The sequence below is a fragment of the Neohoeflea coraliihabitans genome (assembly GCF_019334345.1).
GTDB classification, from domain to species: Bacteria; Pseudomonadota; Alphaproteobacteria; order Rhizobiales; family Rhizobiaceae; genus Pseudohoeflea; species Pseudohoeflea coraliihabitans.
In genome coordinates, this window is record NZ_JAHWQX010000002.1 from 912411 (window position 1) to 935534 (window position 23124).

General features: G+C 62.9%; 19 protein-coding genes. 6 read left to right on the forward strand and 13 right to left on the reverse strand.

Annotated elements, in window-relative coordinates; translation table 11 throughout:
• Window positions 1-154: 154 nt before the first annotated feature.
• From KY465_RS10245 to KY465_RS10270, 6 genes are all read right to left on the reverse strand, one after another.
• Window positions 155-646, reverse strand: a complete 492-nt coding sequence (locus KY465_RS10245; protein ID WP_219201547.1) for a universal stress protein — start codon at window positions 644-646, stop codon at window positions 155-157.
• A 76-nt stretch (window positions 647-722) separates the two neighbouring features.
• On the reverse strand, window positions 723-1781 hold the full coding sequence (gene trpS / locus KY465_RS10250) for a tryptophan--tRNA ligase (protein ID WP_219201548.1): 1059 nt from the start codon (window positions 1779-1781) through the stop codon (window positions 723-725).
• A 128-nt stretch (window positions 1782-1909) separates the two neighbouring features.
• A complete protein-coding gene (murJ, locus tag KY465_RS10255; RefSeq protein WP_219201549.1) occupies window positions 1910-3484 on the reverse strand; it encodes a murein biosynthesis integral membrane protein MurJ in 1575 nt (524 codons plus the stop codon).
• Between the two features lie 79 nt (window positions 3485-3563).
• Window positions 3564-6428, reverse strand: a complete 2865-nt coding sequence (locus KY465_RS10260) for a [protein-PII] uridylyltransferase (protein ID WP_428982975.1) — start codon at window positions 6426-6428, stop codon at window positions 3564-3566.
• 147 nt (window positions 6429-6575) lie between these two features.
• On the reverse strand, window positions 6576-8030 hold the full coding sequence (locus KY465_RS10265; protein ID WP_219201551.1) for a RimK family ATP-grasp domain-containing protein: 1455 nt from the start codon (window positions 8028-8030) through the stop codon (window positions 6576-6578).
• Window positions 8023-9144: a GNAT family N-acetyltransferase/peptidase C39 family protein gene (locus KY465_RS10270; RefSeq protein WP_219201552.1), complete on the reverse strand. Its 1122-nt coding sequence runs from the start codon at window positions 9142-9144 to the stop codon at window positions 8023-8025. The genes KY465_RS10265 and KY465_RS10270 overlap by 8 nt, the downstream gene beginning before the upstream one ends.
• 261 nt (window positions 9145-9405) lie before the next feature.
• On the opposite strand from KY465_RS10270, the gene arsH reads away from it, so the two are divergent.
• Both arsH and KY465_RS10280 read left to right on the forward strand, forming a co-directional pair.
• Window positions 9406-10116: an arsenical resistance protein ArsH gene (arsH, locus tag KY465_RS10275; RefSeq protein WP_219201553.1), complete on the forward strand. Its 711-nt coding sequence runs from the start codon at window positions 9406-9408 to the stop codon at window positions 10114-10116.
• Window positions 10117-10194: 78 nt separating this feature from the next.
• Window positions 10195-10974 (forward strand): sulfate transporter family protein, encoded by a 780-nt coding sequence (locus tag KY465_RS10280; protein WP_219201554.1) that lies wholly within the window; start codon window positions 10195-10197, stop codon window positions 10972-10974.
• Between the two features lie 10 nt (window positions 10975-10984).
• On the opposite strand, the gene nth is transcribed toward KY465_RS10280, so the two are convergent.
• Window positions 10985-11758 (reverse strand): endonuclease III, encoded by a 774-nt coding sequence (gene nth, locus KY465_RS10285; protein WP_219201555.1) that lies wholly within the window; start codon window positions 11756-11758, stop codon window positions 10985-10987.
• 50 nt (window positions 11759-11808) lie between these two features.
• Here nth and KY465_RS10290 point away from each other — a divergent pair, with 50 nt between their 5' ends.
• Window positions 11809-12282, forward strand: a complete 474-nt coding sequence (locus KY465_RS10290) for a DUF2244 domain-containing protein (RefSeq protein WP_219201556.1) — start codon at window positions 11809-11811, stop codon at window positions 12280-12282.
• A gap of 96 nt (window positions 12283-12378) precedes the next feature.
• Complete coding sequence (locus KY465_RS10295) at window positions 12379-13275, forward strand: methylated-DNA--[protein]-cysteine S-methyltransferase (RefSeq protein ID WP_219201557.1); 897 nt, start codon at window positions 12379-12381, stop codon at window positions 13273-13275.
• A 67-nt stretch (window positions 13276-13342) separates the two neighbouring features.
• Here KY465_RS10295 and KY465_RS10300 read toward each other — a convergent pair whose 3' ends face one another.
• The 6 genes from KY465_RS10300 to KY465_RS10325 all read right to left on the reverse strand — a co-directional run bounded on the left by KY465_RS10300 (window position 13343) and on the right by KY465_RS10325 (window position 21079).
• Window positions 13343-13978 (reverse strand): 2,3-bisphosphoglycerate-dependent phosphoglycerate mutase, encoded by a 636-nt coding sequence (locus KY465_RS10300; RefSeq protein WP_219201558.1) that lies wholly within the window; start codon window positions 13976-13978, stop codon window positions 13343-13345.
• A gap of 18 nt (window positions 13979-13996) precedes the next feature.
• The gene (gene dapB, locus KY465_RS10305) at window positions 13997-14830 is read right to left on the reverse strand and encodes a 4-hydroxy-tetrahydrodipicolinate reductase (RefSeq protein WP_255561556.1); all 834 of its coding nucleotides are present in this window, start codon (window positions 14828-14830) and stop codon (window positions 13997-13999) included.
• Complete coding sequence (locus KY465_RS10310; RefSeq protein ID WP_219201773.1) at window positions 14827-16653, reverse strand: ABC transporter ATP-binding protein; 1827 nt, start codon at window positions 16651-16653, stop codon at window positions 14827-14829. Before KY465_RS10310 ends, dapB begins: the two co-directional genes overlap by 4 nt.
• 219 nt (window positions 16654-16872) lie before the next feature.
• Window positions 16873-17895 (reverse strand): glucokinase, encoded by a 1023-nt coding sequence (locus KY465_RS10315; RefSeq protein WP_219201559.1) that lies wholly within the window; start codon window positions 17893-17895, stop codon window positions 16873-16875.
• 129 nt (window positions 17896-18024) lie between these two features.
• Entirely contained in the window at window positions 18025-19047 is a 1023-nt protein-coding gene (mepA, locus tag KY465_RS10320) for a penicillin-insensitive murein endopeptidase (protein ID WP_428982976.1), read from the reverse strand.
• Window positions 19048-19177: 130 nt separating this feature from the next.
• Window positions 19178-21079, reverse strand: coding sequence for a hypothetical protein (locus KY465_RS10325; protein ID WP_219201560.1), 1902 nt, complete (start codon window positions 21077-21079; stop codon window positions 19178-19180).
• 138 nt (window positions 21080-21217) lie between these two features.
• Between KY465_RS10325 and KY465_RS10330 the strand changes: the two genes are divergently transcribed.
• Window positions 21218-22270, forward strand: a complete 1053-nt coding sequence (locus KY465_RS10330) for a glycosyltransferase (RefSeq protein WP_219201561.1) — start codon at window positions 21218-21220, stop codon at window positions 22268-22270.
• A 410-nt stretch (window positions 22271-22680) separates the two neighbouring features.
• Complete coding sequence (locus tag KY465_RS10335; RefSeq protein WP_219201562.1) at window positions 22681-23121, forward strand: GtrA family protein; 441 nt, start codon at window positions 22681-22683, stop codon at window positions 23119-23121.
• Window positions 23122-23124: the final 3 nt, after the last annotated feature.

Consider the following 23124-nt stretch of genomic DNA (forward strand, 5'->3'; position numbering starts at 1 on the left):
ACTTTAGAATTCTTCAAAAGAAGATATGCCTCGTCGCGGTCGCAATCAAGGGGCAGTTTCTGCCCTCCAACGACGAAATTGCCGCCGACCGCTTACCTTTTTCGAAACAACCTGTTGCAGTCCGTTGCCATGCCCGAGGCGGAAACTCAACAGCTCAGCACAACGCGTCGATCTCTTCATCCGTGAGTGTGTCGGGAACGACCGTGACAGGGATAGGGAAGGCAGCGCCACGGCCGGCGATGGACGAGACCAGAGGTCCGGGGCCCTCCTTGGCGGACCCGGCGGCGAGAACCAGGATGGCGACGTCCCGATCTTCTTCGATCACGGCGTGGATCTCCTCGGTGGCCTTGCCTTCGCGGATGCACTTTTCCGGATCAACGCCGACGGTTTGACGCAATCGTTCAGCAGCCTTGGCCAGGGTCGCCTCGGCTTCCTGCAGCGCCTCGGCACGCATGATTTCCTCGACACCGAGCCAATGCTGAAAATCACCGGGACTGATGATGTAAACCAGGACCAGGCCACCGCCGGAATTCTTGGCACGCATGGCGGCATACCGCATGGCGCGGTCGCATTCGGGGGTGTCATCGACGACGGCCATGAATTTGCGCCGGTGACCCGCTTCGCGAGATAATCGTGGTGATACCATGGGCGGGACCTTGCCATCCGAGCCTGCGGGTCGCAAGCCACAATTGAACGGTATTTGCCGTGCGATCCGCTCGGCCTCAGAGCAGGCCGATGATCTCGTTGACCTCACTGATCGTTTGTTGAGCCCGCACATTGGCGCGCTCGGCGCCATCCTTCAGGACCGCATCGATGTGACCGGGATCGGCCTTCAACCGCCGCATTTCGGCGTTGATTGGCTCCAGGACTGAGACCGCAAGTTCAGCGAGAGCAGGTTTGAAGGTCGAGAACGGCTGGCCGCCGAACTCGTCGAGAACGCGCTGCGCCGTCCGGTCACTGAGTGCAGCGTAGATGCCAACCAGATTGCGTGCTTCCGGCCGCTCTTCCAGCTGGTCGACACTTTCCGGCAATGGCTCGGGATCGGTCTTGGCCTTGCGGATCTTGCGGGTGATCGTCTCCGCATCATCGGTGAGATTGATGCGCGACAGATCGGAAGGATCGGACTTGGACATCTTCTTGCGGCCATCGCGCAAGCTCATGATGCGCGGCGCCGGCCCCTCGATCAGCGGCTCGGCCATCGGGAAGTAGCCATTGATCACCTCGTCGCCGTTTGTCAGTTCGACGCCGTGGCCGCTTGCCGCGATCCGCGCCGAAAAGTCGATATTGAATTTCTGCGCGATGTCGCGGGTCAGTTCCAGGTGCTGCTTCTGATCGTCGCCGACCGGCACATGGGTGGCGCGGTACAGGAGGATATCGGCGGCCATCAGGCTCGGATAGGCCAGCAGCCCGAGCGAAGCGTTTTCGCGATCCTTGCCCGCCTTGTCCTTGAACTGGGTCATGCGGTTCATCCAGCCGATGCGCGCCACACAGTTGAAAATCCAGGCGAGTTGCGCGTGGCCGGGAACGGCAGCCTGATTGAAGACGATGTGTTTTTCCGGATCAATGCCGGCAGCCAGGTAGGCGGCGGCGATCTCGCGGGTCTGGTCCTTGAGATCTTCATGCACCAGCTGAGCGGTAAGCGCGTGCAGATCGACAACGCAGAACAGGCAATCCATCTGGTCCTGCAGCACGACGAATTTCCGTATGGCCCCAAGGTAATTGCCCAGATGCAGGTTTCCGGTCGGCTGAACTCCGGAAAAGACGAGCGGTTTGAACGGCATGTGATACTCCCTGGCGGCGCGCGGCGGGTCCGACGGCCGCCGTGAAAACGCTGCGGGTTATGGGGCGGTGCCGGGGACCCGTCAAGCCTTCAGGACCAAACGGGGCGGGCGACGGCGGTTGGCGATGTTCAGCCTGAGGCGCGAGGCTTGCGTTTCAGGCCGCCTTTCAGGGCAGCAAGGTCAGCGCCGCCGATCCCGAAGGCGATTGCCAGATAAAGAACAAAACTGCCGGACAGCAACACCAGCACGGCGGCGAGTTGGGCAAGAAGCGGCGTGTCCGGACGAAGATATGGCGCGGCATAGGGAAGAGTGAAATAAAGGCCTAACGCCATCAGCCCGGCTGCAAGAACCAGCCGCGGCACCCGGGTCAGCGTGCCGGAATCAAACTCCCAATGACGCCGCCGCACCAGGGTCAAGAACAACAGGGTGGCATTGGTCCAGCCGGAACAGATTTCCGCTGTGGCGATGCCGCGCTCACCCATCGTCGGAAACAGCAACAGGGCCAGGGCAATGTTGATGACGACGGAGACACCGGCAAACATCATCGGCGTGCGGGTATCCTCACGGGCAAAGAATCCAGGTGTGAAAACCTTGATCAGAACGAAGGCCGGAAGACCGATGGCAAAAATGGCGAGGACACCACCGACGATTTCGGTCGTCTCCGCGACAAAGGCCCCACGCTCGTAAAGCAGCCTGACGATGGGGCCCGAGATGATCAGCAGCGCAGCGGTGGCCGGCAAGGTCAGGAAGAGAGCGAACTCCACCGAGCGGTTCTGCAAGGTTCGCGCCTGATTGCCGTGGCCGGCCTTCAGAGCGCGCGCCAATTCAGGCAACAGCACGACGCCGACCGCGATGCCGACGACGCCGAGAGGAAGCTGATAGACGCGGTCGGCGTATTGCAGCACGGAGATCGCCCCATCCTTGCTTGAGGCGATGATCTGGCCGATCACAAGGTTGATCTGGGTGATGCCACCGGTGATCGCCGCTGGCAGCGCCAGCCACAAGAGGCGCTTGACACTCTTGGTCAGACGTGGCCGCCGCAGGCCGATGCGCAAGCCTGCCTTGCGGACCGCATAGGCCACGATCAGCAATTGCAACAGTCCGGCGGCGACAACGCCCCATGCCATCCGATCAGCAACGCTGAGCGCCGGCGTGCCGCCATAGAGCGCAGCGGCCAGAATGGTGATGAGAATAACGTTGAAGAACACCGGGGCAATCGCCGCGACAAAATATTTGTGCAGCGAGTTGAGAATGCCGCTCATCATCGCCGCAAGCGACATGCAGATCAGATAGGGGAACATGATGATGGCGAGGCGCACCGTGAGGGCGAACTTGTCGGGATCATCGGCAAAGCCCGGCGCGATGATCGTGCGCACCAGAAACGGCATCGCCAGTTCCATGGCGATGGTGAGAATGAGCAGCACCGAGAACAGGATGCCGAACACCTCCTCGCTGAAGCGCCGCGCGCCCTCGGCGCCGTTGCCCTCGAGTTCCTTGGCAAACAGCGGCACGAAGGCGGCGTTGAAGGCGCCCTCGGCAAACAAGCGGCGAAACAGATTGGGAAAGCGGAAGGCAGCGTAGAAGGCGTCGGAGACGGGACCGACACCGAGAACCGCGGCGATCAGTGCCTCGCGCACGAAGCCGAGCATGCGGCTCAACATGGTGGCCGCGCCGACGCTCATGAATTTGGATAGGAGGTTCATGGTCTCAAGCCGCTTTGCTGCGGGGCGTGAGCCTGCCGCGTTCTCGCATTGCCGCGGGGCGCGTGGCGTCGGTCCTGTCTCATGCCTGACGCAACCGACGCGGACGGCGCGGACGACGGATCTCGGCTGTAGGGGCGATCACGCCTGACGGCATCCGGTCGCGCGCCTCATCCTGCTTGTCGGCCAGCACCGCGGCGACACGCGCCATGATGTTGGCCTGGCGCGTTTCATTGGTGATCTTCATGCCCACCAAATCGCGGACATAGAAGGAATCGACGACCTTCTCGCCAAAGGTGGTGATATGAGCGGAAAGGATATCCAGCGACAGGTCCGAAAGCACCGAGGTGATGTCGGACAACAGGCCGGGGCGATCGAGACATTCAACCTCGATGACGGTCAGCTTGTTGGACAGAGTGTTGGAGATGGTCACGCGCGGCTTGACCCGGAATGCCTTCGACTTGCGACGTGCCGTGCGCTTGCGCTCGATCTCGTCGGGCAGCGAAGCCGTGCCGATCAGCGTCTCCTCGATCGTCCGGCGAATTGCTCCGGCGCGGCGCAATTCATCTTCATCGCGGCTGAACGCGCGGTTGATCAGCACGGTATCGAGCGCGCGGCCGTCGCGTGTCGTGTAGATCTGTGCATCGGCGATATTGGCGCCGGCAGCAGCGCAGGCGCCGGCGATGATCGACAGCAGGCGGGGATGGTCGGGCGCCAACAGGGTGATCTCGGTGATGGCATGAAACGCGTGCGTGCGCACCATCGAGTCGAGCCGCCGGCCGGCACGGTCTGCGGCACGGATGAACTCGGCGTGGCGCACCTGATCGTCATGCGAGACCGAGAGAAGATAGTTGTCGTAGGGCAGACGGATGTAGGATTTGCATTCACGCTCGCTCCATCCGGCCTTGGACAGCGCTTCGAGAAGCAGGAGGCGTGACTGGCGCACGCGCTCCTTGCGCGAGGCTTCCGAAAAGCCGCCGGAAATCACCAGTTCCGTCTCGTAATAGAGGGTGCGCAGCAATTGCCCCTTCCACCCGTTCCAGACGCCGGGTCCCACGGCGCGGATATCACACACGGTAAGGATAAGCAGGAGCTTCAGGCGATCGAGTGTCTGAACCCGATCGGCGAAATCAACAATCGTCTTGCGGTCGTTGAGATCACGCGTCTGGGCGACCATCGACATGGTCAGGTGTTCCTGCACAAGCCAGGCCACCAACTCCGTTTCCATCGGCGACATGCCGAAGCGCGGACACAGTTTGCGTGCAACCTTGGCGCCGGCGATCGAATGGTCTTCGGGACGGCCCTTGGCAATATCATGGATCAGGACGGCGACGTACAGCACCTCGCGCTGCGCGATGCCGGGCATCAGCTTTGTGGCGAGCGGGATTTCGTCAGACTGCTTGCCCTTGTCGATGGCGGAAAGGGCGCCGACGGCGCGCAGCAGATGCTCGTCCACCGTGAAGTGGTGGTACATGTTGAACTGCATCATGGCGACGATCTTGCCGAACTCGGGAATGAAGCGGCCGAGAACGCCCGCCTCGTTCATGCGGCGCAACGTGTCGGCGGGCTCGCGCGGCGAGGTCAGGATCGACATGAACAGGCGATTGGCCTCTTCGTCCTCGCGCAGTGCCGGGTTGATCAGCTTGAGCGAGCGGGTGACCTGGCGCAGCGTGTCGGGGTGAATGTCCAGTGCGCGCAGGTCGGCGAGATGGAACAGGCGGATCAGATTGACCGGATCGTTGCGGAAGACCGCCTTGTCGGCAAGCGTGATGCGGCCGCGATCATCGAGGAAATCGAGCGTACCGGGGATACGGCGCGGCTTGCCGGCAAAACGTCCGATCACGCCGTTGATAAGGCCCGGCGCCAGCTTGGCCTGCTGATCCTCAAGGCCGGCACAGAGGATACGGGTCAGGTCGCCGACATCCTTGGCGACGAGAAAATAGTGCTTCATGAAGCGCTCGACGGCGGACAGGCCGGGATGGGCCTGATAGCCGAGGGCATTGGCGATGTCGCGCTGAATATCGAAGGACAGCCGTTCTTCGGCCTTGCCGACGAGAAAATGCATATGGCAGCGCACCGCCCACAGGAAGTCCTCGGCCTTGGCGAACAGATTGTACTCGCGCCGCGACAGCACGCCGATATCGACCAGGTCGGCGGTGGCTCCAATGCGGTAATAATAGCGGGCAATCCAGAACAGGGTGTTCAGGTCGCGCAGGCCGCCCTTGCCTTCCTTGACGTTCGGTTCGACCAGGTAGCGCGTGTCTCCGATCTTCTTGTGCCGCTCATCGCGCTCGGCCAGCTTGGCGGCGATGAATTCCGGGCCGGTGTCTTCGACCACCTCGTTGCGGAAGCGCTTCGCAAGCTCATCGAAGAGGGTCAATTCCCCGCAAATGAAGCGCAGCTCGAGAATGGCGGTGCGGATCGTCATGTCGGTGCGCGACAGGCGCAGGCATTCATCGATGTTGCGGGTCGCATGGCCGACCTTCTGCCCCATGTCCCAGAGCATGTAGAGCATCCATTCGACCACCTGCTCGGTCCACGGCGTCTTGCGATAGGGCAGCACGAACAACAGATCGATGTCAGAGCCCGGAGCGAGGGTGCCACGGCCATAGCCGCCGACGGCAGCGATCACCATACGTTCGGACGTCGAGGGGTTTTCCACCCGATAGACATGGGTCGTGGCGAAATCAAACAGGGCAGTGATCACCACGTCTTCGAGATGGGATATGCGCATGGCGCACAGCCGGCCACTGCCGTCTTCATCGAGCATGGCGCGGGCACGGGCGCGTCCTTCGGTATCGGTTTGCTTGACCAGCGCGAGTACGGCGCGGCGCGCCTCCTGGCTGTTGCCGCCATGCTGCGCGGCAATGGCGTGAAGGTCTTGTTTCAGGCGATCCGGGTCGACGACCTCGTCAAAACGCTGCCCGTCCTCGATGTCTGTAGCCATTGGCATTCCGTTTTGCGTCGCTTTGGCCCTGGTCCCGCCGGGAGCAAGGAGGCTTGGTGAAGGACCGCTCGAAAGACCGGCGCCAGGGGCGCCTGGCCCGACTGGCTATAGAGGTTTTGCGACGCCTGTGAAAGACCGGGGCGGTGTTCAACTGGCGAGGCGGTCGATGAACCAGCGGGTCAGCCGAATCCAGACTTCATCCTTCTCGCCGGCATCCTCGACACCATGATCGAGATTGGGATTATCATTGACCTCGATCACAAATACGCCGGCATCGGTCTCCTTCAGATCGACGCCATAAAGCCCGTCGCCGATGCAGCGCGCAGCGCGCAGGCCGGCATCGAGAACCTGCGGCGGCGTCGCGGCCAGCGAGACGCTGCGAAAGCCGCCTTCGACCGGGCGCCCGCCAGGATCGTGGCGGACGATCTGCCAGTGCTTCTTGGCCATCAGATAATGAACGGCGAACAGCGGCTCACCACCAAGCACGCCGATGCGCCAATCAAATTTGGTGGGCATGTATTTCTGCGCGATCAGAAGATCGGAATCGCGCAGCCAGTCATCAACAAGCCGGGTCAGTTCCTGGCGGTCGGAGACCTTCGACACACCACGCGAAAAGGACGAATCCGGCACCTTGACGACCATCGGGAAACCGATCTGATCGGCGGCGCGCTCCAGATCTCCGTTGCCGATCAGCATCACCGTCTCGGGCACCGGAATCGCGTTGGCACGCATCAATTCGTCGAGATACACCTTGTTGGTGCAGCGGATCATCGAGACGGGATCGTCGATGACCGGCATGCCTTCCTGCTGGGCGCGCCGGGCAAAACGGTAGGTGTGGTTGGAAATCGAGGTCGTCTCGCGGATGAACAGCGCATCGAAGTTGGCGAGACGAGGCAGATCCTTGCGGCCGATCGGCTCGACGGCGACACCGAGACGGGCCGCAACCCGCGACCAGTGCTTGAGGCTGGCAATCGAGGAAGGCGGAAGTTCCTCGTCGGCATTCACAAGGGTGGCGAAACTGTAGCGCGCCGGCGCACGCAAGACGGCTTCGCGCCACTGCCGGCCGGTGTAGCGCTCCATGGCGGCAAAGAAGGCCGTCCGCTCCGCGGCGTCCAGGCGGGTCGTCGGCTGCAAGGCAATGCGCTTGATGGCGCACCAGGGCCCGGGTCTCAGCGTCAGTTCAAGCAGTGGGGCGCGGAACCAGTCGAAGAGCAGGCGGGCGAATTTCTCGAGACGGCGATCTTGCGAGGTGCCGAAATAAAAGCGCAGCCTTTGCGGGGCTGTCGCCGCCTCGCCACCGAGGCCCTTGTTGAGGCTGTCTTCCAGTTCGGGGATGGCGTTTTCATAGAGTTTGCGCTGTGACAGGTCGATGATTGTCTCGACGGAGGGTATGACCCGCTGGCCGCGCGCCGCGGCAAGCAGCGAGGCGTAGTAGCCGCGGCTCTGGTAGGCATAGGAGCGCGACAGGTTGATGATGTTCGGCCGGCTGCCGGAGAACAATTCGGGCCCGGCGAGGTAATCGCGGGTGGACAGCACCTTGTGGCGCGTCGCCGCATGATCGAAACCGGCGACGGCGCTTGCGAGGATGATCCAATCAGACATCGGCCGTTGTTCCTTCCAGGATAACGGTGGCGCGCAACCCGGAGGTCCCGAAGCGGGAGATGCGCTCGAAAATGGCATAGGGGACCGGCATGTTGGTGACGTCGGCCGGGGTTTCGCCGCGTTCGGCCTCGACCCAGGGATCATGCAGGATGATGTGGCGGCCATCGTCGGCATGGGCCAGCACCCAGTGCGGGACTTTCGACCCCATCATCAGATAGCCGCTGACCAGAACCAGGGCGACACGCCCGGCCGCCAGGTGGCGGCGCACGGCGGCAAGGCTGAGGGTGGCCTGGTGTGCGACGATACCGGCGGCCTTGGCGCGGTTGCGAAAATCCCGCTGTGCCAGTTCCATGACACGGCGCTTTTCGGGATCGCGCACCGTCTCCAGGAACAAATAGTGGCGGACACTGCACCAGATTTCGGCGCGCAGACCATGGTCGGCGGCGACCACCGCAAGGCCATAGGGCTCGCAGCCGCCCGGCCCCGATAGCATGAAGACCGTAGTTGCCTCGCGCCAGAAGCGCACCTCCCAGACCGGGTCGAGAAATTTGCCGGAGGCGAAGTGGCCGAAAGCCATGCAGAGGCAGGCGGCGCCACAGGTAAAGTCCGTGCTCTGCTCATAGAAAGGCGGGGTGACACCCGAGAGCGCGGCATGGCCGCGGATCGCCTTTTCGAAGCGCAATGCGGCACAGCCGTCGGCGTAATAGTCGGCGACGCGGCCGATCTGGCGATAGCGCGACGCGGCGTACAGGGCGATGGCAGCCTTGTTGTCCTCTCGCACCTCGAGGCGCAGAAACAGACGATCATGGGCAAAGGCAGCCTCTTCGGCGGCGGCGAGCAATTGCGCGCCTATTCCCTTGCCGGTACGGACCGGATCGACGGCCAGCGAGTACAACCGCGCCATGCCCGTGCCGTTGCGGAACAGGATCATGGCGTAGCCGGCGATGGCCGGTTCCGAGTGGTCTTCCGCAATCAGCGTCTCGGCGGTGCCGCGGCCGAGGAGCGCGCGAAAAGAGCGGCGCGAGATCCGGTCACTGGAAAACGCCCGGCTCTCGAGATCACACAGTCCATCAATGTCATCGAGTGTCGCTGGTCGGATCCGCAGGGCGGACATGGTCTTTCCGTTCTGGCAAGACGCGGACGCCATGTCCGTGCGTTTTTCTGACGCGCCGCGATCATGGCGGAATTGTGGTGCGGCGCCGGGCAAGGAGAAAGCTGGGATCGCCAAAGGATGTCTTTAATTTCTAAATTTCTTGATATATAGATGGATGTTCTTTGTCAGCCGAATAGACGGCGCTGCATGTCCTGGCGGACACGGCAGTGCCAGACCGCTGGAAATCCTCCTCATTGCCAACCGAAAGACCCTATACCGCCCATGCATGATCTTCCGAACATCGATCCAGAGCGGCTTCAGCCGGTCGATCCATCTCTGTACACCGCAGCCGGCGATCCGCACCATGCGCCACGTATCCTGTTGCTCTATGGCTCGCTGCGGCAGCGGTCCTTCTCACGTCTGGTGGCTCTCGAGGCAGAGCGGCTTTTGCATTGGCACGGCTGCGAGTCCCGGGTGTTCAATCCCAGTGGCCTGCCCCTTCCGGATGACGCCGATACGCGCGATCCCAAGGTGCAGGAACTGCGCGAACTGGCGATGTGGGCAGAGGGCATGGTCTGGGTGTCGCCAGAGCGGCACGGCGCAATGACCGGCATCATGAAAGCGCAGATCGACTGGATCCCGCTTTCCGTCGGGGCGGTGCGGCCGACCCAGGGCAAGACGCTGGCGGTCATGCAGGTCAGCGGGGGTTCCCAGAGCTTCAATGCGGTCAACCAGCTGCGCGTGCTCGGCCGCTGGATGCGGATGGTGACGATTCCCAATCAGTCCTCGGTGCCGAAAGCCTTTCTGGAGTTTGACGAGCACGATCGCATGAAGCCCTCCAGCGCCTATGACCGGATTGTCGACGTCACCGAGGAGCTGGTCAAATTCACCTATATGGTACGCGGCAGGGCCGCGGCGCTGGTAGACCGCTATTCCGAGCGTGTGGAATCGGCACAGGCCCTCTCGCAGCGCGTCAACCAGCGCGCCCTCTGAGGATCTGACCGAACACGGATGGCCGTTGAAAACGGGCCAGGCTGCGCCCACATGCACAGGGTCAAGCGGAGCACCCCCATGATCCTTGAAGCGGCACGACGCGGCGCCAACAATCTTTTCTCTCCCGCATCGCGTTCGGCGCTGTGGAAATCTCTCGGTATTACAGTGCTGATCCTGATCGGCCTGTGGTTTGGTCTTGGCAGCAGTTTCGAGCATTTCGCGATGCCCTATCTCGAGGCGCTGCTCCCCGGCCTGCCCTCATGGGCCGGATTTCTCGGAACACTGGCGGCCATCATCGCCGGCCTTGGCCTTGCTCTCGGCCTCGGCATGCTGATTGCTCCGATCACCGCGATTGTCGCCGGGCTGTTTCTTGACGATGTTGCCGAGGTGATCGAACGGAACGACTACGCCGAGGACAGTCCCGGCCGGGCGATGCCGCTTGGACCGGCACTGGTGCAATCCCTCAAGTTTCTGTTCGTCGTGATTGTCGGCAACCTGCTGGCGTTGCTGCTTCTTCTGGTGCCCGGGATCAACATCGCGGCATTCTTCATCGTCAATGGCTATCTGCTGGGGCGCGAATATTTCGAATTTGCGGCCATGCGCTTTCACACGCCGGCGGAAGCGCGGGCCTTGCGCTCGCGCCACAGGGTACGCGTGTTCCTGGCGGGAATGGTGATCGCCGCGTTCCTGTCGGTGCCGCTGCTCAATTTGCTGACGCCGATGTTTGCAGCGGCGATGATGGTGCATCTTTACAAGATGACGGCGCGCCAATCTCTGCCCGCTTCGACCAGAGGCAAAGGTGCACGGCGGCCGCGTCCGCCCGGCGATCCATCACCGCCGCAGCTGCCCACGGCGTGAAAACATTCTGTCAGACAGCGCCCTGAGAGCCGCCGATCTCCTGCGGCGGCAAGGGCGTGAGCGGCGCCGGGATGTCGGTGGTCTTTTCCTTTGACTTGCACAGATCGGCGATGATGCAGCGTTCGCAATCGGGCTTGCGCGCCTTGCAGACATATCGGCCGTGCAGAATCAGCCAGTGATGGGCGTGAAACAGATAGGTCTCGGGGATGATCCGCAAAAACGCCGCCTCGACCTCGTCCGGCGTTTTTCCCGGTGCCAGGCGCAGACGATTGCCGAGACGGAAAATATGGGTGTCGACCGCGATGGTTGGAATGCCGAAAGCCATGGACAGGACGACATTGGCGGTCTTGCGGCCGACGCCGGGAAGAGTGACCAGTTCCTCGCGGCTGCGCGGCACCTGGCCACCAAATTCATCAACAAGCTTGCGCGACAAGGCGATGACGTTCTTCGCCTTGTTGCGAAAGAGACCGATCGTCTTGATGTGCTCGCGCACCCGGTCCTCGCCGAGCGCCAGCATTTTTTCCGGAGTGTCAGCGACGGCAAAGAGGTCCCGCGTGGCGCGATTGACACCGGCGTCGGTCGCTTGCGCGGAAAGTGCCACGGCGACGACGAGTGTGAAGGGGTTGACGTGTTCCAGCTCGCCCTTCGGCTCCGGCCTCTGCACGGAGAAGCGACGGAAGATCTCGGCAATTTCGGCCCGGGTGTAGGGGATGCGGGGGCGCCGAAGCGGGCGCACTGCGCGAACCGGCTTATTGCTCTTGTTTTTTGAGGTCGGCTTATCCATCCTTCTGTCTATACGTTCTGCCCCAGCCGCTTTGCAATCGGTGCCGTGCCATGACTGACAAACCCGTGTTCGAAGCCGTCCTCAGCCCCTATCGTTCGCTTGGCCGCGCCGGTCTGGCGGTGCTGGTCGTGCTCACCTTCGCTGTAACGATTTTTCACCTCGTTGTCTTTGTCGCGGCCGGGGCCTGGCCGGTGGCCGGATTCTTCGGCCTCGACCTCGTCCTCCTGTATGGCGCCTTCTGGCTCAACGGCCGCGCCGGACGCGCGCGTGAGTATGTTCGCGTTTCGCCAACCCAGGTGTTGGTCGAGAAATTGACACCCTCCGGGCGGCGCAGCGCCTTTCGCTGCAATCCGTTCTGGGCACGCTTTTCAGTGGAACGGCACGAGGAGATCGGGATCGTTGCGATGCGGGTGTCAGAACGGCATCAAGGCGGAACGGCGATCGGTGCCTTTCTCAATCCCGAAGACAAGGAAAGCTTCGCCGCGGCCTTCTCATCGGCACTGGCGCGGGTGCATGGACGATAGCAACGCGAACGCCCGGTGCCGGGCTCTCTGCGGTGCCGGAATCGGGTGGCGGCGGGCGAATCAATATGGTTGTCTCGGTCGTGAAGGAGAAACGCCATGACGATCCCGTTGCGACTGGACCAGGAGATTACGCCCGAGGGGAACGATTACGCCCTTATCAGCCATGTCATCGAGCGGATATCGCTTGATTACCGCAGTCAGCCGACGCTCGAGGAACTGGCCGCGGATCTGCAGATTGCCCCCGCGCAGTTGCAACGCACCTTCAGTCGCTGGGCTGGCCTCTCCCCGAAAGCGTTTCTGCAGGCGGTCACGCTTGATCACGCCCGCCGGCTGATCGGCGAAGAGCGCCTGCCGCTCCTGGAGGCGAGCCACGAGCTGGGCCTTTCGGGTCCGGGACGCCTGCATGATCTATTCGTCACGCATGAAGCGATGAGTCCCGGCGACTTCAAATCCGGGGGCGCACAGCTGCAAATTCAGTACGGCTTTCATCCCTCACCCTTCGGCACAGCGCTGGTGATGGCTACCGAGCGCGGCCTTTGTGGCGTCGGATTTGCCGATCCAGACGGCGAGGATGCGGCGCTCGATGACATGGCACGGCGTTGGCCGGCGGCGCGCCTGGTGCATGACCATGCGGCCACCGCCGGCTATGTCGCGCGGATCTTCGCACCCGAAAACTGGCGCGCCGATCAACCGCTGAGGATCGTGCTCATCGGCACCGATTTTCAGGTGCGGGTGTGGCAGGCCCTGCTGCAGATCCCGCTTGGTCAGGCGCAAAGCTATGCCGATGTGGCGCGCAGCATCGGCCAGCCGAAAGCGGCCCGCGCCGTCGGTGCAGCGATCGGCCGCAATCCGATCTCGTTCGTCGTGCCGTGTCACCGGGCCCTCGGAAAATCGGGTGCATTGACCGGTTATCACTGGGGGCTGACGCGCAAGCGCGCCATGCTTGGCTGGGAAACGGGCCGCGTGGCCGCGGCCTCGCAGCAGGCCTGCTGATTGTCGCGCGCCCGACGGCCGCCGGGTGCGGCGCCCGCCTCTCCCCGGTGATCAATGGTGCCCGGCGTCAATGGGCGGCGGACATGTCTCCCAGGACCGTCTTTTCGGCCACGGTGGAATCCGCATTGAGGCGATAAACCATCGGCACGCCGGTGGCGAGGTTGAGCGAGGTGATCTCATCGCGCCCCATCCGGTCGAGGACCATCACCAGGGCGCGCAGCGAATTGCCATGCGCGGCGACCAGAACGGTTTTTCCCGAAAGCACGCGTGGCAGGATTTCAGTCATGTAATAGGGCCAGACGCGTGCGCCGGTGTCCTTCAGGCTCTCGCCGCCGGGCGGCGGCACATCATAGGAGCGGCGCCAGATGTGCACCTGCTCCTCACCCCATTTCTCGCGGGCATCATCCTTGTTCAGCCCGGACAGATCCCCATAGTCCCGCTCGTTCAGAGCCTCGTCGCGAATGGTTTCAAGCCCCGTCTGGCCAATATCTTCGAGGATGAGATCGAGCGTGTGCTGGGCACGCGTCAATACGGAGGTGAAGGCAATGTCGAATGTCAGACCGTGATCTTTCAAGGCGGCAGCCCCGGTCCTGGCTTCGGCAATGCCCTTCTCGGTCAATGCCGGATCGCGCCAGCCGGTGAACAGATTCTTCAGGTTCCATTCACTTTGCCCGTGGCGGACAAGAACGAGAGTGCCGGACATGGTGTTTCCTTTGACGGTTTAGCGTGGAGACGAAAGGCCGAGGACGTCGCGCATCGAGTACAGGCCAGGCGACTTGCCGCGTCCCCAGAGCGCGGCCTTGACGGCGCCGCGCGCAAAGATCGAGCGATCGAGCGCGCGATGGGTGAGTTCGATCATTTCACCTTCGCCGGCAAACAGAACCTCGTGTTCGCCGACAACCGAGCCGCCCCGCAAGGTGGCAAAGCCGATTGCCTGGTCCGGGCGTGCGCCGGTCTGCCCATCGCGGCTGCGGACGGCATGGTCGGCCAGGGCGATCCCGCGTCCCGCGGCAGCGGCCTCGCCGAGCAGCAGGGCGGTGCCCGACGGTGCGTCGACCTTGTGCCGGTGGTGCATCTCGAGCACTTCGATGTCCCAGTCCGCGGCTGCCAAAGCCCGGGCGGCCTGTTCGACAAGTTCGGAAAGAAGATTGACGCCGAGGCTCATATTTCCCGATTTGACGATGCAGGCGCGATCGGCGGCGCTGCGCAAGGGTGCGTCGCAGTCCGGCCCCATCCCGGTTGTGCCAAGCACATGGACGATGCCGGCCTCGGCTGCCAGTGCGGCAAAATTCAGCGAAGCCTGAGGCGCGGTGAAATCGACCACACCCTCAGCCTTGCCAAAGGCGGTGGCGGCATCGTCAGTGACGAGCACCTCGTTGCGCGGCAAGCCGGCCAGCTCGCCGGCATCGCACCCAAGCGCGGCGCTCCCCGGCTGCTCAAGCGCAGCAGCGAGATACACGCCATCCATCGCCGCGATCGTCTCGATCAGGGACCGGCCCATGCGCCCGGCGGCGCCAACGACGACCAGTCCCATGTTGCCGGCGTTCTCAGTCATAGGGTCTTCTCCGGAGCACCCGGCTCCCTTTCTGTTTCACCTGGAACGGCGTTGTCGCCGGCCAATTTCTGGAGTCTCGCATAGACGCCCTCGTCGCGAGCGGCAAGTTCCTCGTGCGTCCCGGTCTGCACCACCTTGCCATTCTCGATGACCACGATCATGTGCGACCGGTAAATGGTCGACAGCCGGTGCGCGATCACAAGAACTGTACGTCCCTCCATCGCCGTTTCCAGAGCCTGTTGCACCAGCGCCTCGGATTCGTTGTCGAGGGACGATGTGGCTTCGTCGAGCAACAGGATCGGGGCGTCGCGCACGAGGGCACGCGCGATTGAAAGCCGCTGGCGCTGACCGCCGGAAAGATTGGCGCCGTTTTCACCAAGCGGCGTGTCATAGCCATTGGGCTGCGCAAGTATGAAGTCATGCGCCTGCGCCAGGCGGGCCACCTCTTCTATCTCGGCATCGGTCACCTCCGGGCGGCCATAGCGGATATTGTCACGGATGGTGCCCTCGAAGAGATAGGGCTGCTGCGAGACATAGGCGATATTCTTGCGCAGCGACTGCTTGGTGACACTGGTGATGTCGGTACCGTCGATCAGGATGCGGCCCTCCTGCGCATCGTAGAAGCGCGGCAGAAGATTGATCAAGGTCGATTTGCCCGCTCCGGAGGGACCGACAACGGCGGTCATGCGGCCGGGCTCGACGGTAAAACTGACGCCGTCCAGCACCTTTTCGCCGTCGTGGTAGGCAAAACTGACATTGTCGAACTCAATGCCGCCGGCCTCAACCTCCAGGTCGGCAGCCCCCGGCGGATCGGCCTGCCCCGGCTCGGTATCGAGAATCTCGTAGAGCATGCGCGCATTGACTGCGGCGCGCTCGAGATTGACCTGCAGCCGGGCGAGACGGCGCGCCGGATCGTAGGCGAGCAGCAGAGCGGTGATGAAGGCAAAGGTGGCTCCGGGCAACTCGTCGCCGTAGATCGTCTGGAACGAGGCGTAGGCGATGACCCCGGAGATCGCAATGCCGGCAATCGACTCGGTCAGCGGCGATGTCCGCTCGGACAGTCGGGCGATGCGGTTGTTGCGCTCCTCGGCGGCGCGGATCAACTGGCCGGTGCGCGCCGAGATCTGCTCCTCCATGGTGAAGGCCTTGACGATGGCGATCCCCTGGACGCTTTCCTGCATGGCGCCAAGCACGCGGGTGTTCAGTTCCACCGCCTGGCGCGTCGCCCCGCGCAGCCGCTTGGCGATGTAGCGCAGCGAGAGTACCACCGGCGGCGCGATCAGCACCGACATCATCGACAGCACCGGTTCCTTGATGACCATGACGATGATCAGGCCGAAAAGCGTAATCAGGTCGCGGGCAAGAGAGGTCACTGTCAGATTCATCACATCGCGCACGCCGCCGACATTCTGGGCGATCTGAGCGGCGATCTGCGCCGAGCGGGTCGTGGAGAACCACGTCATGTTCAGGCTGACGAGATGATCGATCAGGCGCTGCTGGTAATGCGCCACTATCGAGTTGCCGACGGCGGCCAGCGTCACCGATTGCACATAGGCCGCCGCGCCCCGGACCAGAAAAGCGAGGAGAACGGCAATGCAGATCATCCAGACGACATCGGCGTTCTTGTTGGCGAAGGCCTCGTTGACGACATCCTCGATGATCCACGCCGTGAAAGCCGTGGTCGCGGCCACCACCAGCATGCTGATGATGGCAATGGTGTACTGACGGACATAGTTGCGGCCCGTCTCGCGCATGATCCGCGCGATGATCTCCCGCAATGTCTCGAGTTCGACCGGCCGATTTCTGCGAACACGGAACTTCAACAACGTCACCAGAAGCACTTTCCAATTCGGCAGCAGCCAAGATTCGCCCCGGCCATCCGGCCCGTGGCAGCTATCGGCGGGTTCTATAGACGGTTTGCTGCGTTTTGCCTATGCCCGTCCGACATTGGCAGCCAGCGTCGACGTCGGGCTTAAATCCGGCGCTGCAGGGGCCTGAGCGGTGGCCGCGACCAGATGCCGCGCTGCCCGCTCCTTCCGGCTTCAGGCAGAAAATCGCCGGCCCTCGGTCATTACGCCAAAGCGCGCCGGCGTTCTGGCATAGGCGGCCAGACCGCTCAGAGCAGCCAGCGGATGGGTCGCAACGAACGTCGGAATATCGCGCAGAATGCTGCTGTGAGGCGCTTTGTCCTCGAAGGCGGCGCGGAATTCCGGCTGCTGCAGGACGGGCAGGATGATACGGGCGATGCCGCCAGAGAGGTAGACCCCGCCCCGCGCCATGAAGACCAGAGCCAGATCACCTGCGACCCGGCCAAGATAGGTGGCGAACAGCTGCAGTGTTTCGACCGCCGCGTCATCGCTCCCGTCAAGGCCGGCGGCGGTCACTTCGGCTGGGTCTTGCGCACTCGCAGACTGCCCGGCATGGGCACAGACGGCACGGTAGATGTTGACGAGGCCGCGGCCACACAACAATTGTTCACAGGACACCCGGCCATCGATGCGCTGATACAGCGGAAACAACTGGAAATCGCGATCGCTGCGCGGTCCGATATCCATATGCCCACCCTCGCCGGCCACGGGAAACCAGGTATGGCGCGCATGAATCAGGCCGGCGACACCGAGGCCGGTGCCCGGACCGAGGATGACGCGCGCAGATGCCGGCTTGACGCTGCCCGGTCCGATTTTCTCGAGATATTCCGGCTCCAGCGAAGTGGTCGCCATTGCCTGCGCCTCGAAATCATTGATCAGCGTGACATCGCGAAAGCCGAGTTCCGCGATGAGATTTCGCGGTCGCACCACCCAGGGTGAATTGGTCAGGTCGATCTCGCCGCCGCGCATCGGCCCGGCAACGGCCAGAACGATAGAGCGAGGCTGCAGCGACGTCTTGTCGAGGACGCCCTCCTGGATAGCGGCGTCGATCGACGGATAGTCTTCGGTTCGCAGGACCGGAAATTCCCTGGCCTCGGCATAGGCATCGACCAGGATCGCGAAGCGTGCATGGGTGCCGCCGATATCGCCGATCAGTATGGGATAAGCGATGGCGCTGTCGTCACCTCCCGGTTGCATGGTGATCCATCCCTTTCATGAGTGCATATTGATGCACCAATTCGTCCGAAGTCCTGGTTCCGTCCCTATGCTTTGCAGCGCACGGCCCAAAGAGGGGTGCTGCCGCGATCCCGCCATGCAGACCGCCACTCACGGTTTCGGCCGCGGCGTGGGAACAGGGATATCGACCGGGGCCGCTCCGCTCTGTTCGCGCAATTCGGGCGGGTTGGCATAGCCGATCCCGTAGGTCGCGGCAGCCGCCGACGGCGGTGCGCCGGCATCGATGACCCGCGCGCAGGCGCCTGGCAAGTCAGCGAGCCGGATTTCCGGTTTCGGTTTCGGCTTCTGCCCCTTTTTCGGCGGCTCAGCCGGTTTCCACGGCTCGTCGCCAAACCACCAGGCCAACGATTTGCCGCATCCGTCGCCGTTTCCAATGCCGGCCTGTGGCCGGCAGTTGACCGCATCATCGGGGCAGCGCATGCGAATATGGAAGTGGTAATGATGCCCCCAATAGGGCCGCAGCTTGCCAAGATTGGTGCGGTCTCCCTCCCAGGTGTCGCAAAGCTTCTTCTTGATGCCAGGATGCACGAATATGCGTTGGACTTGCGGATAGCTGGCGGCACGCAGCAACAGACGCGCGTGCGCCGTGGTCCATTTCTCCGGGTCGACGTGGAGCGTCCCCTCCTTCAGCATCGAGACCGCGGAGACGGATTCGCGCCGTTCCTTGGTGTAGCGCTGCGCCGGCATCGGATTGAGCCAGATATCCGCATCGAGGCCCAATTGGTGCGAAGCGTGTCCAGAGGTCATCGGTCCGCCGCGCGGCTGGGCAATGTCACCGACAAGCAGGCCCGGCCAGCCATCCTCGGCGGCTGCTTCGCGCGACAGTCTTTCGACCAGGGCAATCATATCAGGATGTCCCCAGCGACGGTTGCGCGACAAGCGCATGGCCTGCCAGGTGGGTCCGTCGGTGGGAAGCGCGACACCGCCCGCCAGACACCCCTTGGTGTAAAAACCATAGGGCTGGGCCGGAAGCGAGGCGGGCAGAGAGGCGGCGCCGAACAGTTGCTTGGCCGGCACAGCGTTGTCGGCTGCGGCGGCGGCCGTCAGGGCGGCGATGAGTGTACCGATCAGCGCCAGACGGCCGGCACACTGCAGGATAAAGGTCGAATTCAACAGCGAACTCCATGGGGAGGGCAAATCACTTGGACGCAGAATAGCGCCTGGCGGTCGGCATTGAAACCGCTGCCTCTATGATGAACTCCGCTCTCGGCGCACAAACGCTGTGGCGAGAGCGGGACGTTATCTATCGCGGGACAGGCGGCGTGACGACCGCGAAGAGACGCAAGGGACTGCCGGCTTCCTTACCTACCGGCTGCAAATAGGCCGGCAGGTCATTCCTTAAAAGACGCGCATACAGCCCGTCGGGCGCCTCGGCGGCGAGCAAGCCGGTCTCCGGATCGGCGGCGCAGAAGGCGACGAGCGTCACACCGGCAGAACGCAATTGCGCAAGGCTGTCGCCGGATCCGCTCATTCCTATCCTGAGTTGGGCCAGCATGCCCGCCTGATTGCGGTGGTAGGGCGCGGCGAGAACACGGTGCGGTGAGTAGCGGAGGATCGACGCACCGAGATTGGATGGCGAGGCAACAACGCCGACAGGCTGGCTGGCAAGCGGCTTCAACGCCGTTTCGCTGCGGCACAAGGCCGGCTTTTCGGCGGCAGCCGCCTTGTCAATCGGCATCGGGGAGCCGTTCAGTTGCGCAACAGCGAGTTGCACCAGGGTCGCGGCGATGTGCCAGACGATCGGCAGCGAGATCAAAGCCATCCCCGCAAAGGCAAAGCCAGACGAGAGCCGGCTGGGATCGCGGCGATAGCGCGCCCGCAGCCGCGCCACCTGAGGCGCAAGAACCAGTATTGCCGGAAGATTGGCAAAGACAGCGCCGCGCAGCTGAACCAATGCGATGGCAAAGGACATCACGATCAACGCCGCGAGAACAGCATCGGCGAAGCCGGCGCGCCCTTGGACCAAACGCACGCCAAGAACGATGAAGGCCAGCACCGGGACCATGAAGTCGCCGGGCAGCCGCCAGGGATCGCGCGCCAGCAAATCGAATGCCGATTGGGCTTCATGGACATGCGACAGCCACAAAGTCTCAAGCAACGGGTCGAGACCAGCCAGCGGATTTCCCAGGCAATGGGGCGCGACCAGTACTGCGGCTGCCGCCGTTGTTGCGGCGACAGCGGCCAAGCCGGCAGCGCGAACGGGAAGCGATTTCGCCGACAGCGTAGAAGCGACAAGAAACAGCCCGCCCGCGCCGATAACGCCAAGACTGTAAAAGCCCGTCGACAGCGAATCGCATGTGACGAAAGCGTAGGCGGTGGGCGGTACCGTCACGAAATAGACCAGCGTCAGCGCAGCCGCCATCGCCAGCGCGAAAGCTCGGGTGGCCGATCGTGCCGCCGGTCCGGCGATCAACCAGGCCACGGCAACCACAGCGCAGGCGAGCGCGACATGTGGTGTCGTTTCGGCGCCGATGGCGATTGCCAAAGCCGCGGCGACGCCGGCCAGTCGCCACGCCCTGGCCGGATATCCCGGCTGCACCAGGCAGGCGGCAATGATCGCGTACAGCACCAGCTGCACATTGTGATGGTCGATGCCGCCCGGCTGGAAGCGACTGACCATCAGTGTGAACAACAACCCGGCGAGAAGCGCCAGCACGACCGTTGTCCGGCGGTTTTCGGGCGCCGCCACGCCAGCCGCTCCGGCTGCCAGAGCATAAAAGAGCGGCAGGGCGGTGAGCACCGGCCAGACGAACAGCGCCGCCGCTTCGGCCTGAAGCGGTTCCAGTCCGACCGAGAACAGGGATATGAGCAAGGCGATCGGCAGGTCGACCAGCCGCGACCAGTGCATCAGGGTGCCGCCTTCCAGCCCGAGTCGATACTGGATGAGGTCGTACCAGCCCTGACCGGCCAGCAAGTCGCGAACCTGAACGAGCCGCATCACATCGTCATTGTCTTGGCCGACGTAATCCGAGAACGAAAACACTGACAGCAATACGCAGGCGATGACAAAAGCGGTGAAGACGATCCAGACGGGCCGGTGCAGATCGCTCAGCACATTGCGAGCGGCGGAAGCATTCGCAGGGTGTGGGGGACGCGACAGAGGGGACGCGGCCGAGGCCGGGGCGACGTCGATTTGATGCGGCAAGGGCGTCTCCCTCCTGAATGGGGCAGGCCATCTGCGGACTGTCACGGCCAAGGTTTTTCGACGCGCGCAACCTAGCCTTAACCTTCTCAAGAAATAGTAAAACCCATTCACGGCACGGGCCGTTGTTGGGAGCGCATGATGAAAGACGGTTTGCTGGACGGACTGGAGATTGCGGTTCTGATCCCCTGCTACAACGAGGCCGAAACGATCACGGCGGTGGTTGCAGGATTTCGCACAGCTCTGCCAGGGGCGCGGATCCATGTCTACGACAACAATTCCGATGACCAGACGGCACTGCGGGCCGCGCTTGCCGGAGCCTTCGTGACGCGCGAAACGCGCCAGGGAAAGGGCCATGTCGTGCGCCGCATGTTTGCCGACATAGAGGCGGACATTTATCTGATGGCCGACGGCGACGGCACCTACGCACCGGAAGACGGGGCCGACCTGATCCGCACGCTGCTGACCGAAGGCAGCGATATGGTTGTGGGAACGCGCCGCGATGTGACGCGCGATGCCGGACGGCGCGGCCATGCTTTGGGCAACGCCTTGTTCAACCGCCTTTACCGTGCGATCTTCGGCAAGGATTTCTCTGACATCTTTTCCGGCTACCGTGCCTTCAGCCGTCGGTTCGTGAAGAGCTTTCCCGCGATCTCCAACGGCTTCGAGATCGAGACCGAGATGAGCGTGCACGCTTCATCATTGCGGCTGCCCGTCTCCGAGCTGGAGCTCGATTACGGTCGCCGCCCGGAAGGCTCGTCATCCAAGCTGTCGACATGGCGCGATGGCGGCAAGATTCTCTGGATGCTCAGCATGCTGATGAAGGAAACGCGTCCTTTTGCCTTTTTCAGCGCGATCAGCCTGGCAATGTCGGCCCTGTCGATCGTGCTGATGGTCCCGGTGGTGAGTGAATATTTCGCGACCGGCCTGGTGCCGAAACTGCCGACCTGGATGCTGGCAATCGGTCTGATGTTAATGGCCCTTGTGGTCCTCGCCGCCGGAATTATTCTCGATTCGGTGGCGCGTGGCCGCGTCGAGCAAAAGCGGATGGTCTATCTGGCCCTGCCAGCTTTGGGCGGGCAACGACAGCGCGCGCGCGACAACGCCCGTCTGCCTGCGTCTTTCCACGGCCCCGCGGACGAAAAAGCGGATGCTGAAGACGACGGTCGGGCGAAACCGATCCGCGCTGCCTGATCCTCCGCAGCCACAGGATGTTTGAGTATCGTAAACCGCGAAACCACCAGCCGTATCCGCTTGGTTCTGGAGGCCCTGCTGCCGCCGACGCAGCACTATGTGCGGTCTTTTTTGCAGCCGGTCTTGGCGTCCATGATGATAGGGGCCTTGATGCTGACAAATCTGATGCTATTTTGCCCCCGCGCCTGCAGCCCCTTCTGCGGGTGTGAAGCGGGCCCGTCACCTCGATCCCGCCGCAGAAACGCGGGATTTGTGTGATGAAGCAATGGCGAGCCGAAACTGACCGGTGCGCGCCGCCACGGCCATTGCAGAACGCGGTCGATCCGAAAAGGACTGCCGAAATGGGACAGCATGAGCTGACGGCAGACCGGGGCGAGAACGTTCAAGGTTCCACAGAGCAGAAAGGCCGCATGAAAAAGCTCTTCTTCTTCAGCGTCGCCGGCAGTATCGGATTTATCGTCGATGTCGCCGTGCTGCACTTCGTGTTGCGCTACACCTCGTTCGGCCCCTATTTCGGCCGCGCGCTGGCCATCGCCGCGGCGAATGCCTGCACCTGGTATTTCAACCGGCGCTTCACTTTTGATGCCTCGGGACGCTCACTGGCTGCCGAGGGCGCGCGTTATGGCAGCGTCGGAGTCACTTCCGCGGGGATCAATTTCGGCAGCTATTCGCTGATGTTGCTGGCCATCCCGACGATCTCACCCTACATCGCGCTTATTCTCGCCTCGTCCTCGGCAATGGCCTTTTCGTATATGGGCTATTCTCGTTTCGTTTTCGCCAGTGTGTCGGCCGAATCGGATCGATCCGCGGCCTATCGGGCCTTGCGCCGCCGCGCCGATCCGGGAGAGTAACGC

What these genes read in the sequence shown, in the direction of transcription:
- KY465_RS10245 (WP_219201547.1), bottom strand. Translation starts at nt 646, where the DNA reads ATGGTATCACCACGATTATCTCGCGAAGCGGGTCACCGGCGCAAATTC.
- trpS (WP_219201548.1), bottom strand. Translation starts at nt 1,781, where the DNA reads ATGCCGTTCAAACCGCTCGTCTTTTCCGGAGTTCAGCCGACCGGAAAC.
- murJ (WP_219201549.1), bottom strand. Translation starts at nt 3,484, where the DNA reads ATGAACCTCCTATCCAAATTCATGAGCGTCGGCGCGGCCACCATGTTG.
- KY465_RS10260 (WP_428982975.1), bottom strand. Translation starts at nt 6,428, where the DNA reads ATGGCTACAGACATCGAGGACGGGCAGCGTTTTGACGAGGTCGTCGAC.
- KY465_RS10265 (WP_219201551.1), bottom strand. Translation starts at nt 8,030, where the DNA reads ATGTCTGATTGGATCATCCTCGCAAGCGCCGTCGCCGGTTTCGATCAT.
- KY465_RS10270 (WP_219201552.1), bottom strand. Translation starts at nt 9,144, where the DNA reads ATGTCCGCCCTGCGGATCCGACCAGCGACACTCGATGACATTGATGGA.
- arsH (WP_219201553.1), top strand. Translation starts at nt 9,406, where the DNA reads ATGCATGATCTTCCGAACATCGATCCAGAGCGGCTTCAGCCGGTCGAT.
- KY465_RS10280 (WP_219201554.1), top strand. Translation starts at nt 10,195, where the DNA reads ATGATCCTTGAAGCGGCACGACGCGGCGCCAACAATCTTTTCTCTCCC.
- nth (WP_219201555.1), bottom strand. Translation starts at nt 11,758, where the DNA reads ATGGATAAGCCGACCTCAAAAAACAAGAGCAATAAGCCGGTTCGCGCA.
- KY465_RS10290 (WP_219201556.1), top strand. Translation starts at nt 11,809, where the DNA reads ATGACTGACAAACCCGTGTTCGAAGCCGTCCTCAGCCCCTATCGTTCG.
- KY465_RS10295 (WP_219201557.1), top strand. Translation starts at nt 12,379, where the DNA reads ATGACGATCCCGTTGCGACTGGACCAGGAGATTACGCCCGAGGGGAAC.
- KY465_RS10300 (WP_219201558.1), bottom strand. Translation starts at nt 13,978, where the DNA reads ATGTCCGGCACTCTCGTTCTTGTCCGCCACGGGCAAAGTGAATGGAAC.
- dapB (WP_255561556.1), bottom strand. Translation starts at nt 14,830, where the DNA reads ATGACTGAGAACGCCGGCAACATGGGACTGGTCGTCGTTGGCGCCGCC.
- KY465_RS10315 (WP_219201559.1), bottom strand. Translation starts at nt 17,895, where the DNA reads ATGCAACCGGGAGGTGACGACAGCGCCATCGCTTATCCCATACTGATC.
- KY465_RS10330 (WP_219201561.1), top strand. Translation starts at nt 21,218, where the DNA reads ATGAAAGACGGTTTGCTGGACGGACTGGAGATTGCGGTTCTGATCCCC.
- KY465_RS10335 (WP_219201562.1), top strand. Translation starts at nt 22,681, where the DNA reads ATGAAAAAGCTCTTCTTCTTCAGCGTCGCCGGCAGTATCGGATTTATC.